A 15661-nucleotide genomic window follows, 5' to 3' on the forward strand; every position below is an offset into this window, starting at 1 on the left:
AAGAACCCAAGGATCCCCCAACGGGCGGGCTGTGCAGACGGCTTTGGACATTCTGTGCAGTCCCCTCCGCCCTCAAGCGCTGCGAATAATCAAACATCCCAACGGGTAGTCTCAGCGCGGAAAACGGACTCCAAATGTGCCTCAAAACCACCGAGCTCCCCTCCCTTACGACACAATAAAGTCCGTTTTCTGCAGCGACCCCTAAAACACTTACCCATACAAAAAACGGGGAGACTGCCATCGGGCGTCTCCCCGTTTTTTGTGTGAGGTGCTTCCTGACTATGTCCACCAAGTCTGGCCCGGCAGGCCCGGCGGCACACTGGCGCCGGTCCCACGGGCGGGGCCCGGCTGGTGACTGTGATGCGCCGGTGCGGCTACGACTCCGCCATCAGCAGTCCGCAACCATGTCGGCCCGGTCAGTGGACGCATCACTCCTTGACGTGACGGACAACATAGTTCTAATCTTTATTTAGTTCTAAACAAAGGAGTTTATATGTTGCGTCCGAGTGGAAGCGCTGACGTCAACCGCTCTGCGATCCTCGCCCATCTGGGCACCACCGGCGGCGCGTCCCGTGCGGACCTTGCACGGGCTCTTGGAGTCTCGCCGGCTCTCATGACTCAACTCGTTAGGGACCTTATCTCGGATGGCCTCATCCGGGAGTTGGCGATGTCGCCGTCCAGTGGTGGCCGTCCCGCTCAGTTGCTCGGACCGGTTACTTCGGCCGGGCGGATGATCGGCATGAAACTCTCCAAGGACCATGTCGCGTTGGTCGAGACCGAGCTGAGCGGGGAAGTGATGCGGGCGGAGAGCTGGCCGTTTGATGCATCCTCGGTCACTTTTCTTTCCACGTTGGTCGAACTCGTGAAGGCGTTTCGGAAGTCAGGAAGCGGCGTACCCATTCTAGGAGTGGGTGTGGGAGTGCCGGGTTCCGTGGACTCACAGGGGAGCGGGGTAGTCGATTCGGGCCTTCTTGGATGGAGACAGGTTCCTCTGGGAGGGGTTCTGAGCCGCGAACTGGGTGTGCCAGTGCTCGTGGAGAACAACGTAAACGCCCTCGCCATCGCGGAGCGGCTTTACGGACCAGGGCGCGAGCACCCCGACTTTCTGGTCGTGACGATTGGTGAGGGTGTCGGTGCCGGCTTTGTTACCGGCGGAGCCGTCGTGCGCGGCAGCCGCGGCGGCGCGGGAGAAATCGGTCACATCGCCGCGGTCGAGGATGGCCCGCGGTGTACATGTGGCAACAATGGTTGCATCGAGGCGGTGATCGGCGAAGAGGCGCTCGTCGTCTCCGCACGTCAGTCCGGGATTATTCCGCCGGATGCAAATATGGCGGAATTGCAGGCCCAAGCCGACGGCGGAAACGCGATGGCCCAGGACCTATTCCGCGGTGCCGGCCACCCGCTGGGGCGGATAGTCGCCGGATTGGTCCAGGTCCTCGATCCGGAAATCGTGATCGTCAGTGGCGAAGGCACCAGAGCCTGGAGCCATTGGAAGCCGGGATTCGAGCAGTCCTTCCGCAGCTCCCTGACCTCCGACCGGCAGGGAATTCCTGTGATTGTCGAGTCGTGGGACGACGAGAGTTGGGCACGGGGTGCAGCGGCGCTGGTGGCCTCAACGCCCTTCTACAGCGGTGAAAGCTCCGGTGAGCAGGGGCGACAGGTCCGTGCCCGGCTGACCTCTCCGACCACGGAAGCAGCGGCATCATGACGGTTCTTGAAAGCTCCAACTCCACTGTTCCCGGCGCAGCTACCGACCCCACCAGGACGTCATCCCCTCGTCGCCGGAAGGCGTCCTCGCGGTTGAGGTATTCGCTGACCGTTGCCCTCTTCCTCCTGCCGAGCGCCTTGCCACTGCTGTTTTTCACCATCGTTCCCATGATCGCCGCATTCTGGATCAGCCTGCATCAGTGGAACCTCGTCGGCCCGATGAAATGGATCGGTGCTGACAATTACGCCAGGCTCATCACGGATCCAGGCACTCAGGGTGCATTTCTGCACACGGTGTATTACATCGTCGGCTACTTGCCGTTGGTCTACATCGGCGGCCTCGGCATTGCCCTGGCCCTGAACAGCCGGATCAAGGCACGCGGCCTGCTGCGCGGCCTCTACTTCCTTCCAGTGGTAACAAGCTGGATCGTTGTGGCACTGGTGTGGCGCTGGCTGCTGAACCCCAGCACCGGGATCGTCAACTGGCTCCTGAGCCTGGTCGGGATCGCCGGACCCGGCTGGTGGACCGACCCCGCATGGTCGATGCCCGCGATCATCCTGGCCTCGGCCTGGAAAGACGTCGGGTTTGTCATGGTGATCCTTCTGGCCGGGCTGCAGGCAGTTCCCGAAGAGCTGTATGAGGCAGCGAAAGTGGACGGGGCCGGACCTGTGAGGCGGCTATTCAGCATCACCTTGCCGATGCTCTCCCCGTCGACGTTCTTTGTCATCGTCTTGTCGCTGATCAACGGTTTCCAGGTCTTCGACCAGGTCTACGCGATGACCGGCGGCGGCCCCAACAATTCCTCCCAAGTCGTCGTCCAACAGATCTACGACCTCACATTCCGCTACGGCCGGGCCGGGGAAGCATCAGCCCTGTCATGGCTGCTTTTCCTCTTCATTCTGGTCATCACACTGGTCCAGGTCCGCGGCCAGAAGAAATGGGTGAACTATGCGTAAGCCCCGTCATCTGACCACTTTGAATATCCTCGTCGCCCTCGGTGCCCTCGTAATGGTGTTCCCGTTCCTCTGGGCCTTCGTCACCTCCATCAGTCCCGGGGCCGGTTTGTCCGCCACCCCGCAGCTAATCCCGGAGAACCCGTCGCTGTCCGCCTATGCCCAGCTACTCGAACGGCTGCCGTTTGCGCATATTGTCCTGAACAGCCTGGTCCTGGCGGTCCTGACCACCGTGTTCCAGCTCGCAACAAGTTCCCTGGCCGCGTACGTGTTTTCTCGCATGCCCTTCAAGGGACGCAACGTTGTATTCGCGGCCTACCTGGCCACCATGATGGTGCCCCTTCAGGTCCTCGTTGTGCCGCTGTTCGTGGAAATGAAGACGCTTGGGCTCATCGACACGTACCTCGGGGTGCTCTTGCCAGGGGTTGCCAGCGCGTTCGGTGTCTTCCTGCTCCGGCAGGCCATGAACTCGATTCCCACCGACCTGGACCAGGCCGCAACGCTGGACGGGGCCGGCCACTTCCGGATTTTCGGACTCATCGTTCTTCCCCTGGTCCGGCCCGCTCTGGCAACGCTGACCGTCTTCGCCTTCCTGAACAGCTGGAACAGCTTCCTCTGGCCGCTGATCATCCTGCGCACGCCGGCGATGAAGACACTTCCGGTCGCGTTGGCAGGTCTCCAGGGGCAGTACACCACGCAGTGGGACATCGTCATGGCCGGATCCGTGGTCAGCGTCCTGCCAATGCTTGCCCTGTACATCTTTACCCAGAAATACATCATCCAGGGAGTGGCGGGAACCGGACTCAAATAGGCCGGAACGTCCCGTTTTCCCTTTTATCAACGGAGATACACATGAACAAAAAACCCGTGGCTGCGCTGGGTCTCGCCCTCGCCGCAATCCTGTCCACGACCGGTTGTGGTTCGGCAGCAAAGTCTGATGCGTCAAGCAATGAAAAAGTAACCATCAAGTATTCAAACTTCACTTCCAATGGAGGCAACGAGAAGAACCTGGACACAATCGTTCAGGCCTTTGAGAAGGCCAACCCCAACATCACCGTCCAGGTCACCACCCTGCCGTACAAGGACTACGCCACCGCCCTACAGACCGATCTCTCCGCCGGGACCCAGGCCGACACCTTCGACATCGAGTACGCCAACCTGGGCTCCTACGTCGCCAACGGAGCGGTTGCCCCGCTCGATGGAGTGGACGGGTCCAAGTACAAGGAATCCTTGTTGAAGTCGTACCAGTCCGACGGCAAGCAGTACGCACTGCCCAGCTCCTTCTCGGACGTCGTCCTGTACTTCAACAAGGATCTGTTCGACAAAGCAGGCGTTAAGTACCCCACAGCCAGCTGGACGTGGGCAGATGAGACCGCCGCAGCCAAGAAAATCACGGACAGCGGAGCAGGCGTCTATGGGGATTTCCAGAACGTGAGCTTCTATGAGTTCTACAAGGCTCTGGAGCAGACCGGCGGCAAGTTCCTCAACGACGACGGCAAATCCGTCGCGTTTAACTCCCCGCAGGGCGTCAAAGCGGCCGAATGGCTAGCGGGCAAGAGCGGCACGACCATGCCCACCCCTGCCCAGGGTGCAGGCACCCCGGATTTTGACACCAAGCTATTCAAAGACGGCAAGCTCGGCATGCTCCACAGCGGTATCTGGGTAGCAAGCAGCTTCGCGGACACGCCGAAAAACTGGGACATTGTTGTAGAACCGGGAGACACCCAGAAAGCAAGTGCGCTGTTCTCCAACGCTGTCGCGGTATCTGCCAACACGAAGAACCAGGCGGCAGCCCAGAAATGGGCAGAATTCATGACCAGCTCCGAGGTTATGGCACAAACCCGCATCAGCTCCGGATGGGAGCTTCCACCCACCTCCGACGAATCAGTCCTGAAGCCCTATCTCACCAAGGACAAGCCCGCCAACCGCAAGGCCGTCTTTGATGCGCTCGAGCACGTCGCCCTTCCCCCGGTCATCGGGGACAACCAGCAGAAAATGGTCGACATCATCACCAACGCACTCGGCGAAGTGGAAGCGAAGCGCTCCAGTGCATCCGATGCCCTGAAGGGCGCGGCAGACCAGATCAACGCTTTGCTCAAATAGCCCCACCAAGCCCGTGAGGGCAGGAGAGCGGGTCGCGCTACGACCAGGAAGTGCCGGCCCCGCGACCCGCTCACCATTTGAAAGAGAAACACATGATCGAAAAATCCATGTCAGGGTCCACGGCGACGCAGACCGGCGACGCCCCCGTCCGCGAGCTTGTCCGGGCCAGCACCAGACTGATTCTGGAACAGCAGGCGCCCAGCGGCGCCTACCCGGCAAGCCCATCCTTTTCCGCCTACGCCGGCTACAGCTGGTTCCGCGACGGTTCCTACATCGCTGACGCGATGTCCGCTGCAGGCGAGATTGAATCCGCCGAACGGTTCTTCGACTGGTGCTCCGCCGTCCTGACCTCACGTGCCGACCGAATCCGGCACATCGTCGAGGAAAGCCGGGCCGGAAGACCGCCCTCTGATGAGCACATGATGCCGACCCGGTTCCTGCTCGACGGCTCCGAAGGCAACGATGACTGGTGGGACTTCCAACTCGACGGGTACGGGACGTGGCTATGGGCCCTCGCCGAACACCACACCCGCCACGGCCGTTCACTGGATCGTTGGACCGACGCCATCGCCCTCACCGTTGACTACCTATCCTGTTCCTGGGAACGGCCATGCTACGACTGGTGGGAGGAATTTGCGGAACACGTCCACGTGTCCACCCTCGGATGCATCGCCGCCGGGCTGTCCGGCATCGCCGCCATGGAACACCTGGATCGCGAACGGAAATCAGCGGCCCTCACAGCCACGTCGAGCATCCGCCGCCGGGTCGAGACCGACGGAGTACGGGCCCGGCACCTGACCAAATGGCTCGGAACCGAAGCCGTCGATGCGAGCCTGCTGGCCCTCATTGCACCCATGAACTTCCTCGACCCGCTCAGCCCTATCGGTGGTGAAACCATCGCAGCCATTGAAGACCAGCTCACAGTCAACAATGGCGTCCACCGGTACCTGACCGACACGTACTACGGCGGGGGCCAATGGCCGTTACTCAGCTGCTTCCTCGGCCTCGCCCAGGAATCCGCGGGAAACCGGTCACGGGCCCTCGAGCTTCTTGAGTGGGCAGCTTCCACGGCCGAAGACAATGACGATCTTCCCGAGCAAGTCGAAGAACACCTGCTTGACGCGGCACACCTGCAGCCCTGGATTGACCGGTGGGGCCCGTCGGCGAGCCCGCTGCTGTGGAGCCACGCCATGTTCATCCGGCTTGCAGCCGCCCTCGGCATCACCAAACACCCCCACACGCCGCACTCCCGCCCCCAGACGAACGACAAAGGACTTTGAATTGATCCGCCACAAACCCTTCGGCTCAGGACATCCCTACGTAAACGACACCGATCAGCGCAGCCCTGCCCGCCCGCAGGCCGGCGAACCGGTCACTCTCGGCGTGCGCACCTCGCCCGACCGGACGAATGTGGTCTGTGAACTGGCCGAAACCGGCCACGACGGGACCACCACCCACACAACAATTCCGCTGACCCGGGTGCCCGCATCATCCCGCGGACAAGTTATCGACGGCGGACACCTTGCCTCTGCCCAGGCCAAACTCGCCCGCTCCGCCAGCGGCTGGCAGACCACCCTCGCGCCGGCAGATCCTCTGACGAGCTACAAATACCGATTCACGGCAGACAAGCCGGAGAGCGGGAAAGAGCAAACCCGCTGGTTCAGTTTCCAGGTCGCCGCCTGGACAGCAGCACCGCAAGCACTCCACATCATCGGAAACGACCGGGTAATCCGTGACTCGATCGAAGTTCTGCACGACGGTTCCCGGCCGCTCCGGATCCGATTTGCCCTGCCCCTGACCCCCGAAGAAAGGGTGACCGGTTTCGGGGAACGCTTCGATGCCCTCGACCACCGGGGAAGCACGCTGGACGCCGTCGTTTTTGAACAATACAAAAGCCAGGGGGCGAAACGAAAGACCTACCTGCCGATGCCTTTCGCGCACGTCGTCGGCGGGCACGGGTGGGGATTCCACCTAGATACCTCCCGACGCACCTGGTACGACATCGGCGCCACGGACGAGAGCCGTCTCATCATTGAGGTCGAAGTAGGCCCCGAAGCCGTGCACGGTGAGGCCCTCCTGAGCGTGAAGTTCTTCGAGGGAACACCCACCGAAGTCCTCCGTTCTTTCCTCTCCGACGTGGGCGGCCCAAAAGAGCTGCCTGACTGGGTCTTCAAACTCTGGGCCAGCGGTAACGAATGGAACACCCAGGCCGAAATCATGCGGCAAATGGATCTGCATCGGGACACCGGCATCCCCGTCGGATCCGTAGTCATCGAAGCGTGGAGTGACGAAGCGACCTTCACCGCCTTCCGGGACGCCGAATACCAGCCCAGCCCGGACGGCAGCCCGCTGCAGCTGAGCGATTTCACCTTCCCCGAACATGGCGCGTGGCCCGATCCGAAAGCCATGGTCGAGGAGTTGCACGACCGCGACATCCGGGTTGTGCTGTGGCAGATCCCCCTCATCAAGATGCGCCCCCACCCCCTGAGGCAGGCACGCAACGATGCCGAAGCCGCCGTGCGTGAAGGCCGACTCATTCGTGAGGAGGCACCGGACGGAAGCCTGCGCCCCTACCGTAACCGTGGATGGTGGTTCCCTCTGGGCCTGATGCCGGACCTGACCGACCCGGTAGCCGCACGCTGGTGGACAGAGAAGCGACGCTATCTGGTTGAAGAGCTCGGTATCGACGGGTTCAAAACCGACGGCGGCGAACACGCCTGGGGAGAGGACCTCCGCTACCTCAACGGGATGCGCGGGGACGAAGGGAACAACCTGTTTCCGGTCGCCTATGCCAAGGCATATGGTGACCTGCTCGAATCTGCCGGCAAAGCCCCGGTCACGTTCAGCCGGGCCGGGTTCACCGGATCCCAAGCCCACGGCGCTTTCTGGGCCGGAGATGAGGACTCCACCTGGGATGCGTTCCGCTGGTCGATGTACGCGGGCCTTTCCGCTGCATCAAGCGGCATTCTTTACTGGGGCTGGGATTTCGCAGGCTTTTCCGGGGACGTACCGACTGCTGAACTTTACCTGCGCTCGGCAGCGGCGGCCGTCTTCGTCCCCATCATGCAATACCACTCCGAATTCAACCACCACCGCAAACCATCGCGTGACCGGACCCCGTGGAATATCCAGGAGCGCAGCGGCGATGACACCGTGGTCCCGGTATTCCGGGAACTGGTTGAACTCCGCGAACGGCTCATTCCGTATCTGCGAGAGCAGGCCCGCAAGACCATCGCCACCGGGGCGCCCCTCATGCGGCCCCTGTATTTCGACCACACCGATGACCAAGAGGTATGGAAGCACCCACTGCAGTGGATGCTCGGCGACCACCTTCTCATCTCTCCCGTCACCGAGGAAGGGGCACAGTCCTGGACGACGTACCTCCCCGCTGGCAGCTGGACCGACGCCTGGACCGGGGAAACCTATGCCGGACAACAAACGGTAGACGTTCCAGCTCCCATGAACCGGATCCCGGTGTTTGTCCACGCCGAGGTTTGGGACGAAATGAAGAGCATCTTCGCAGCACACAGCTGACCGAACGCAGCCAAAGGCCGCCCAATCCACCCTTGGGGCTCTCCTGCCATTAGGATCTCTGACTCTGTCCCAGATGCCGGCCTGCATTCTCCGCGCTCCGTCCCCAACCGAAATCGGTGACGGAGCGCGGAGTCGTACGGCGGAGAGCGCGCAGTCTCATCAGGTCCCCGGGCCACGTTTTCTAAGGAAAGATATTCATGGAATACCGGAGACTCGGCCAAAGCGGCCTGTACGTGAGCGAGATCGCCTACGGCAATTGGATGACACACGGATCCCAGATAGAGCGGGAAGCGGCAGTCCAATGCGTCCGGGCCGCTCTCGAAGTTGGCATTACTAGCTTCGATACCGCGGATGCCTACGCGGAGACCCGTGCTGAAAGCGCCCTGGGCGAAGCGCTGACCGGGGTGCGCCGTGAAAGCGTGGAGATTTTCACCAAGGTGTACTTTCCCACAGGGCCGGGGCGCAACGACCGCGGACTTTCGCGTAAACACATCCTGGAGGGCATCGACGGCAGCCTCCGCAGACTCAAAACAGATTACGTAGACCTTTACCAGGCCCACCGATTCGACTACCAACCTCCGCTTGGACAGCAACGAGTCGACCCTTGTCGGCCTGTCCGCTGGATGAGCCCCCTCCAGAAGAAAGCAGGACAATGATTTCCGTCTCCGTCCCACCAACGGTCACCCGCCGCACCGCCATCCTCGGCATCCTGGGCGCTGTGCCGATCATCCTGCTGCCGGCGGTCCTGCGCTCCGACCCGGCCCACGCCGACACCATCAGCGGCGTCTTTCACGGCCCGACCGGCTACGACGAGCTGTACAGCACAACGCCGACCGAACGCAGCCCGCGCGACCCCATGGCCAGCCAGACGGTCCAGATGCACTCGGCCACATGGCCGATCTCCCCGGGGCAGACGTGCTGGGTCTCCTGGTCCAAGAACGGGGTCGCCCAGACCGATGTGGGTTGTGCCTTCGACTACAACAGCGGCAACAACAGCTACTGGAAGGTCAACCTTGGGTCCTTCGTCAAAGGCGACCAGATCACCTACACCGTCCACGCCGACGTCGACGGAACCGGCGCCCTCACCAGCGGCCCGTACAGCTTTGCGGTCACGGACTGGTCTGGCACCGGCAACGTCAGCGGCTACACCGACAACGGGACCTCCGTCGACGTTGCGGTGAGCGACACCTCTGGAAGCTTTTCCCCTAAGATTCGTTTCACTTTCCCCGCTGCCGACCGCTTCCACGTCCAGATCGCACCGCACGGCAGCGGCCTGAACGTCACCGGATCAAGTTCGTACTCGATTACCAATACCTCCAGCACCCTGCAGCTTTCGACCAGCGCGCTGCAGGTTCGAATCCAGAAGAACCCCTACCGGGTCTCGGTCTACAAGGCCGACGGGACAACACTGATCGCCCAGCAGTACGACCCGGCCGCGTTCCGGAACACGGGGTGGGCTAGTGACGGCGCCACCACCGTCAGCAAGATCGAGGACCACTGGCTGACCCCAGCCGGAGAACGGTTCGAAGGGTTCGGCGAACGGTACGACTACCTCGACCAGCGCGGCCGCGACGTCGACAACTACGTGTACAACCAGTACCAGGACCAAGGCCCCACCCACCGCACCTACATGGCGGTACCCTTCTTCACCAACTCCGCCGGCTACGGCGTGTACATCCCCAGCACCCGCTATTCCCTGTTCAACGTGTGCACCCACCTCGCCGACATGGTCGGATTCACCGTCGACACTGGCGGCGCACTCGACGCCACCGTCGACTACCACTTCCTCACCGGCACCCAGGCCAACATTCTGGACGCGTACACTTCAATCACCGGCCGCCCCTGGCTTCCCCCGAAGTGGGCCTTCGGCCTGTGGATGTCCGCCAACGAGTGGAACACCCAGACCGAGGTCACTACCGAGCTGGGCAACGTCACCAGCTACAACATCCCCCACAGCGTCCTGGTCCTGGAGCAGTGGAGCGACGAGGCCACCTTCTATGTCTGGCATGGCGCCACCTACACCGCCAAGCCCGGCAGCGACGCCCTGGGCTACAGCGACCTCACCTTCCCGTCCGGCGGCGAGTGGAGCGACCCCAAGACGATGGTCGCCGCCGCCCACGGCCAGAACATCAAGGTCGTGCTGTGGCAGATCCCGGTCCTGAAGCAGGACTTCGACACCAACCCATCCAGCCCGCCCCAGCAGCACCTGAATGACCAGAGCTACGCCACCACCCAGGGGTACCTGGTCGGTGACGGAGCCGGCGGGGTGTACCGGATCCCGACCGGTGAGTGGTTCGGTGACAGCACCATGCCGGACTTCACCAACACAGCCGCCACCTCGTGGTGGATGAGCAAGCGCGCCTACCTGTTCGACGACGTCGGCATCGACGGCATGAAGACCGACGGCGGCGAGATGATCTTCGGCCGCAACGCCACCTTCGCCGACGGCCGCAAGGGCGACGAGATGCACAACGGCTACACCAACGCCTACACCAGCGCGTATGGCAGCTACGTCCAGACCAAGAAGAGCGGCAACGGGGTCCTGTTCAGCCGGGGCGGCACGGCCGGCGCCCAGTCACACTCGATCTACTGGGCGGGCGACCAGGCCTCCACCTTCTCAGCCTTCCAGCAGGCCTTGCGCGCCGGCCTCAGCGGAGGGGAGTCCGGCATCGCGTTCTGGGCCTGGGACATGGCCGGCTTCACCGGAACCTTCCCAACCAGCGAACTGTACCTGCGCGCCGCCGCCCAGCAGACCTACTCCCCGATGATGCAGTACCACTCCGAGAAGTCCAACCCCAGCCTCTCGGAAGCCAGAACGCCCTGGAATGTCCAGGCCCGCACCGGCGACACCACGGTGATCCCCACCTTCCGCAAGTTCGCCAACACCCGGATGAACCTGATCCCGTACATCTATACCGAGGCCAAGAAGGCCTCCACAACCGGGCTGCCGCTCCTGCAGACCATGCGGCTCGCGTTCCCCGGCGACGGCTCGGCCGCCGCCCTTGACATGCAGTACATGTTCGGCCGGCAGCTTCTCGTCGCACCCATTACCACCCAAGGGGCCACCTCGGTCTCGCTCTACCTCCCGGGCGGAGAATGGCACGACGTCACCAACGGGGGCAAAGCGTCCGGGCCCGGCAACAAGACCTACAACGCCGACACCTCGACCATCCCCGTCTTCGCCCGTGACGGCGCTATCATCCCGCTCAACCTCAACGCCAACTACGAGTACGGCGGCAACATCGGCAACGACGTCTACAACTACACGAACCTCGTCTTCCGGATCTACCCCGCAGGATCCACCTCGGCCGACTACTTCGACGACGCCGCCGGTACCGTCAAGCAGGTCACCAGCACCGAGAACTGGAGCAGCCACCAGGTCACCGCCACCGTGCCACCGCTCGCTGCCGCCGCAACCCTCCAGGTCAACACCACCATCCCCAGCACCATCACAGTTGACGGAACCGCTATGACCGCCTACAGCACGCTCAGCGGCCTCACCGCCGCGGCAACCGGCTGGTACTGGGATCCCGTCCAGCAGTTCACCCTCATCAAACTCGCCTCCGGAACCACAACCCGCACCGTCATCATCTCCGGGGTCAACAAGAGCGCATACGAAGCGGAATTCGCCACCGCAACAGGAACCACCACCAACACCGACCACGCCGGATACACCGGCACTGGCTTCGTCGACGGCTTCGCCGCCGCCGGTTCCTCCCTCACCTTCGATATCAGCGCCAACGCCACCGGCACCCACCAACTCACCTTCCGCTACGCCAACGCCACAGGCGGGCCAGCCACCAGAACCATCTACGTCGACGGGACGGCCATCGGAACCCTGACGCTGCCCACCTTGGCCAACTGGGACACATGGGGCAACGCAACCATCAGCACCACCCTCACCTCAGGACGGCACTCGCTGAAGATCTCCTACGACACGGCCAACACAGCCGCCATCAACCTCGACAACCTCATGGTGGGCAGGCCATGATCGCCCCACGCCGAGACCGGCGCCGAGACTGGCGCCGAAACCGCCTCAGCGGGATCCTCGTCGGAGTGCTCATGCTGCTCGCCTCCGCCGCCGGGTCCACCTTTGTGACCGCCGTCCCGGCCCATGCGGCAGGGATCCAGCGCGTGCAGTTCACCGGAGCCGGCGACTACCTGGTCGCGGAATTCCTCAGCGACGACCTGGTCCACTTCGAGATGGGCACAGGATCAGGGCCCGGCGCCGGAGTGGCCATCCCTACTACGGACCAAGTCGCCTCGACCAGCTACGCAGGCCCCACGGCCTTCACCCAGACCGCCTCGACCGTCAGCACCGCGCACATCCAGGTCAGTGTCAACACCACGACCATGTGCGCTGACGTCACGGACACGACCCGGACGCCGGCCCTGCCGCTGCACACCGTCTGCCCACGGAACTTGACGGCAGCGTGGAAGGGGCTGTCCTTCACCAAGTCCTCCATGCAGAACGCCTACGGCCTCGGGGAGGAATTCTTCACCGGCGGCAAATCCGACGGAGACAGGGTCGGAGTCGACCGCTCCTCCCCCGGCGCCTACGGCAACACCATGAACTACGACGTCGACAACGGACCAGTCGGCAACACCCAGATCCCCGTCCTCTTCGCCGTCGGCGCCAACAACGCCAACTACGGGCTCTTCGTCGACCAGGTCTACAAACAGGACTGGAACCTCACCGCAGACCCCTGGACTATGGACACTTACGGTGACCAGCTGCGCTGGTACGTCATCACCGGACCCACCCTGCCCGACCTGCGCAAGAGCTACATGACCCTCACCGGCCACCCGCCGGTGCCCCCGCAGAAGGTATTCGGGCTCTGGAACTCCGAATACGGGTACGACAACTGGACTGAGATCGACAACACCCTGGCCGGCCTCCGCGCCGACAAATTCCCCGTCGACGGCTTCATGCTCGACCTGCAATGGTTCGGCGGCGTCACAGCCGGCTCCGACAACACCGAGATGGGCACCCTCCAGTTCGACCCGACCAACTTCCCCAACGCCGCGTCCAAGATCGCCGACTATCGCGACACCCAGGGCATCGGCCTGATGACCATCGAAGAGTCATACATCGGCAAGGGACTCCCGGAGCACACCAACCTGGCCAACCAGGGATACCTGGCCCGCGCCGGCTGCTCCACCTGCGCTCCCGTCTACCTCACCGCCAACGACTGGTGGGGCCGCGGAAGCATGATCGACAGGACCCAGCCGGCCGCCGGAGCCTACTGGGCCGCGACCAAGGAACAGCCCCTGGTCAACATGGGCATCCTCGGCCACTGGCTCGACCTCGGAGAGCCCGAGATGTACGACTCCACCGACTGGACCGCCGGCCTGCTGCCCGGCAAACACGCCCACGCCGACTACCACAACCTGTACGCCCTGGAATGGGCCAACAGCGTCGCCCAAGGGTACACCGCCGCTTCCTCAACCCAGCGGCCCTTCATCCTGAGCCGCTCCGGCGCCGCCGGGATCCAGCGCTACGGAGCAGCCATGTGGTCCGGTGACATCGCCACCCGCATGACCGCCCTAGCAGACCAAGCCAACGTCCAGATGGAGATGTCGATGTCAGGCATCGACTACTTCGGATCCGACATCGGGGGCTTCCACCGCGACGAAGCCATCCCCGGGTCCGACATCAACGAGATCTATACTCAGTGGTTCGCGAATTCTGCATGGTTCGACGTTCCGATCCGCCCCCACACCGACAATCTCTGCAATTGCCAGCAGACAGCCCCCGACAAGATCGGCGACGTCCCCAGCAACCTGGCCAACCTCCGCCAGCGCTACGAGCTCACTCCCTACTACTACTCCGTGGCGCACAACGCCTACAGCACCGGAGACCCCCTCGCCCCGCCGCTGGTGTACTACTACCAGAACGACCCGAACGTCCGCACCATGGGCAGCGAGAAGATGATCGGCCCGAACATGCTGGTCGGAGTTGTCGCTGCATCGGGCGAACGGCAGAGGAACATGTACCTGCCCGCCGGCACCTGGTACGACTACCACACCAACAAGAAGTACGTCAGCACCGGACAGTGGGTGAACAACCTGCCCGAATGGACCAACGGAGTCTTCCAGCTCCCCGCGTTCGCCAAGGCCGGCGCTATCCTGCCCAAGATGTACGTCGACGACAAAACTATGAACGTCACCGGCGCCCGCACCGATGGGACGACCCGCAACGAACTCGTCGTCCAGGTCTACCCGGACACCAACTCCTCCAACTTTTCCCTCACCGAAGACGACGGCACATCGATCAACTACCAGAACGGAGCGCAGCGTCTCACCGGCATCACCCAGCAGCTGTCAGGGTCCACCGAAACCGTGAACGTCGCCGCATCGTCCGGCACCTATACCGGGGCACCGGACAGCCGCCAGAACGTCGTACAGCTCGTCACCGACGAAACCCAGGCCTCCGCCGTGACACTGAACGGAACACCGCTGACCCATTACGCGAACAAGGCAGCTTTCGACGCCGCCAGTAGCGGCTGGTACAACGCCGGCGGGAACCTCGTCGTCGCCAAATCCGATAGCACCACGGTCGGTACCGCGAAGTCGTTCCAGTTCACCCTCGGCCAGACCCCGGTGTCAGCCAACTTCACCTGCTCAAACGGCACCACCACCATCGGGCAGTCTGTCTACGTCGTGGGTAACGTCCCCGAGTTGGGGAACTGGTCGCCGGCTGGCGCCGTCAAGCTCGACCCCACCTCCTACCCCACCTGGACCGGCACGATCAGCGACCTGCCGCCGAACACTGCCATCGAGTGGAAGTGCATTAAGCGCCAGGATTCCAACTACCCGGCCTCCGCAGATGCCTGGCAGACCGGCTCCAACTCGACCTTCACCACCCCTGCTTCCGATTCAGCGGGAGCGACTATGGGAGGTTTCTGATGCCCCGGGGAAGGAATGGGCCGTAGGCCCCGCCAGGGATCTGCGCGCGCGCACGACCACATGGCCATGAGCACGCACCAACAATAGAAGATGGACAAGGCCAGAGGGCCGCTCCTGTGATCGGAGCGGCCCTTCGGCCACTCAGGCAACCGGCGGCCCCGATGCTACTTGGCGTCCTTCGGTGCGTTAGGGCGCGGGCCGGTCGTCAGGTGCTTGATGCTGCTTGAATAGCGGCGCCAAAGACGTATTGGTCCGGGATGCGGCCCCAGCCCCCGCACGGCAGGGGGAATGGCACCACGGTCGGGGGCACCCACGCGGCCTGGCCGCCATTCTCGGAAACGAAGGATTTCAAGAACCGGTTGATTCGAGAATGGTAGTGCCCGCCGCGCACTGCTGCACACCGGCGCCGTTCCGTGGGAAAACACCCCTGCGGCGACAGTCGCCACCCATCGGC

The 15661-nt window shown here is 63.1% G+C and carries 8 protein-coding genes and 1 pseudogene; all 9 read left to right on the forward strand.

Annotation, left to right across the window (positions count from 1 at the left end):
- Positions 1 to 493: 493 nt before the first annotated feature.
- The 9 genes and pseudogenes from ACQCST_RS03645 (at position 494) to ACQCST_RS03685 (ending at position 15207) form a co-directional block, all read left to right on the forward strand.
- Positions 494 to 1708, forward strand: coding sequence for an ROK family protein (locus tag ACQCST_RS03645; protein WP_426997988.1), 1215 nt, complete (start codon positions 494 to 496; stop codon positions 1706 to 1708).
- A complete protein-coding gene (locus tag ACQCST_RS03650) occupies positions 1705 to 2664 on the forward strand; it encodes a carbohydrate ABC transporter permease (protein ID WP_426997989.1) in 960 nt (319 codons plus the stop codon). The genes ACQCST_RS03645 and ACQCST_RS03650 overlap by 4 nt, the downstream gene beginning before the upstream one ends.
- Positions 2657 to 3472, forward strand: a complete 816-nt coding sequence (locus tag ACQCST_RS03655; RefSeq protein WP_426997990.1) for a carbohydrate ABC transporter permease — start codon at positions 2657 to 2659, stop codon at positions 3470 to 3472. Before ACQCST_RS03650 ends, ACQCST_RS03655 begins: the two co-directional genes overlap by 8 nt.
- Before the next feature lie 41 nt (positions 3473 to 3513).
- Positions 3514 to 4764, forward strand: a complete 1251-nt coding sequence (locus tag ACQCST_RS03660; RefSeq protein WP_426997991.1) for an ABC transporter substrate-binding protein — start codon at positions 3514 to 3516, stop codon at positions 4762 to 4764.
- A gap of 92 nt (positions 4765 to 4856) precedes the next feature.
- Positions 4857 to 6044, forward strand: coding sequence for a glycoside hydrolase family 15 protein (locus ACQCST_RS03665; RefSeq protein WP_426997992.1), 1188 nt, complete (start codon positions 4857 to 4859; stop codon positions 6042 to 6044).
- A 1-nt stretch (position 6045) separates the two neighbouring features.
- Positions 6046 to 8298 (forward strand): TIM-barrel domain-containing protein, encoded by a 2253-nt coding sequence (locus ACQCST_RS03670; protein ID WP_426997993.1) that lies wholly within the window; start codon positions 6046 to 6048, stop codon positions 8296 to 8298.
- 197 nt (positions 8299 to 8495) lie between these two features.
- Positions 8496 to 8882: pseudogene (locus ACQCST_RS03675) on the forward strand (aldo/keto reductase); the annotation flags it as partial.
- Between the two features lie 68 nt (positions 8883 to 8950).
- The gene (locus ACQCST_RS03680) at positions 8951 to 12289 is read left to right on the forward strand and encodes a TIM-barrel domain-containing protein (protein WP_426997994.1); all 3339 of its coding nucleotides are present in this window, start codon (positions 8951 to 8953) and stop codon (positions 12287 to 12289) included.
- Positions 12286 to 15207, forward strand: a complete 2922-nt coding sequence (locus tag ACQCST_RS03685) for a TIM-barrel domain-containing protein (RefSeq protein WP_426997995.1) — start codon at positions 12286 to 12288, stop codon at positions 15205 to 15207. The genes ACQCST_RS03680 and ACQCST_RS03685 overlap by 4 nt, the downstream gene beginning before the upstream one ends.
- Positions 15208 to 15661: the final 454 nt, after the last annotated feature.

The organism is Pseudarthrobacter sp. N5, assembly GCF_050157035.1.
In the GTDB taxonomy this organism is placed as follows: Bacteria; Actinomycetota; Actinomycetes; order Actinomycetales; family Micrococcaceae; genus Arthrobacter.

What these genes read in the sequence shown, in the direction of transcription:
- ACQCST_RS03645 (WP_426997988.1), top strand. Translation starts at nt 494, where the DNA reads ATGTTGCGTCCGAGTGGAAGCGCTGACGTCAACCGCTCTGCGATCCTC.
- ACQCST_RS03650 (WP_426997989.1), top strand. Translation starts at nt 1,705, where the DNA reads ATGACGGTTCTTGAAAGCTCCAACTCCACTGTTCCCGGCGCAGCTACC.
- ACQCST_RS03655 (WP_426997990.1), top strand. Translation starts at nt 2,657, where the DNA reads ATGCGTAAGCCCCGTCATCTGACCACTTTGAATATCCTCGTCGCCCTC.
- ACQCST_RS03660 (WP_426997991.1), top strand. Translation starts at nt 3,514, where the DNA reads ATGAACAAAAAACCCGTGGCTGCGCTGGGTCTCGCCCTCGCCGCAATC.
- ACQCST_RS03665 (WP_426997992.1), top strand. Translation starts at nt 4,857, where the DNA reads ATGATCGAAAAATCCATGTCAGGGTCCACGGCGACGCAGACCGGCGAC.
- ACQCST_RS03680 (WP_426997994.1), top strand. Translation starts at nt 8,951, where the DNA reads ATGATTTCCGTCTCCGTCCCACCAACGGTCACCCGCCGCACCGCCATC.
- ACQCST_RS03685 (WP_426997995.1), top strand. Translation starts at nt 12,286, where the DNA reads ATGATCGCCCCACGCCGAGACCGGCGCCGAGACTGGCGCCGAAACCGC.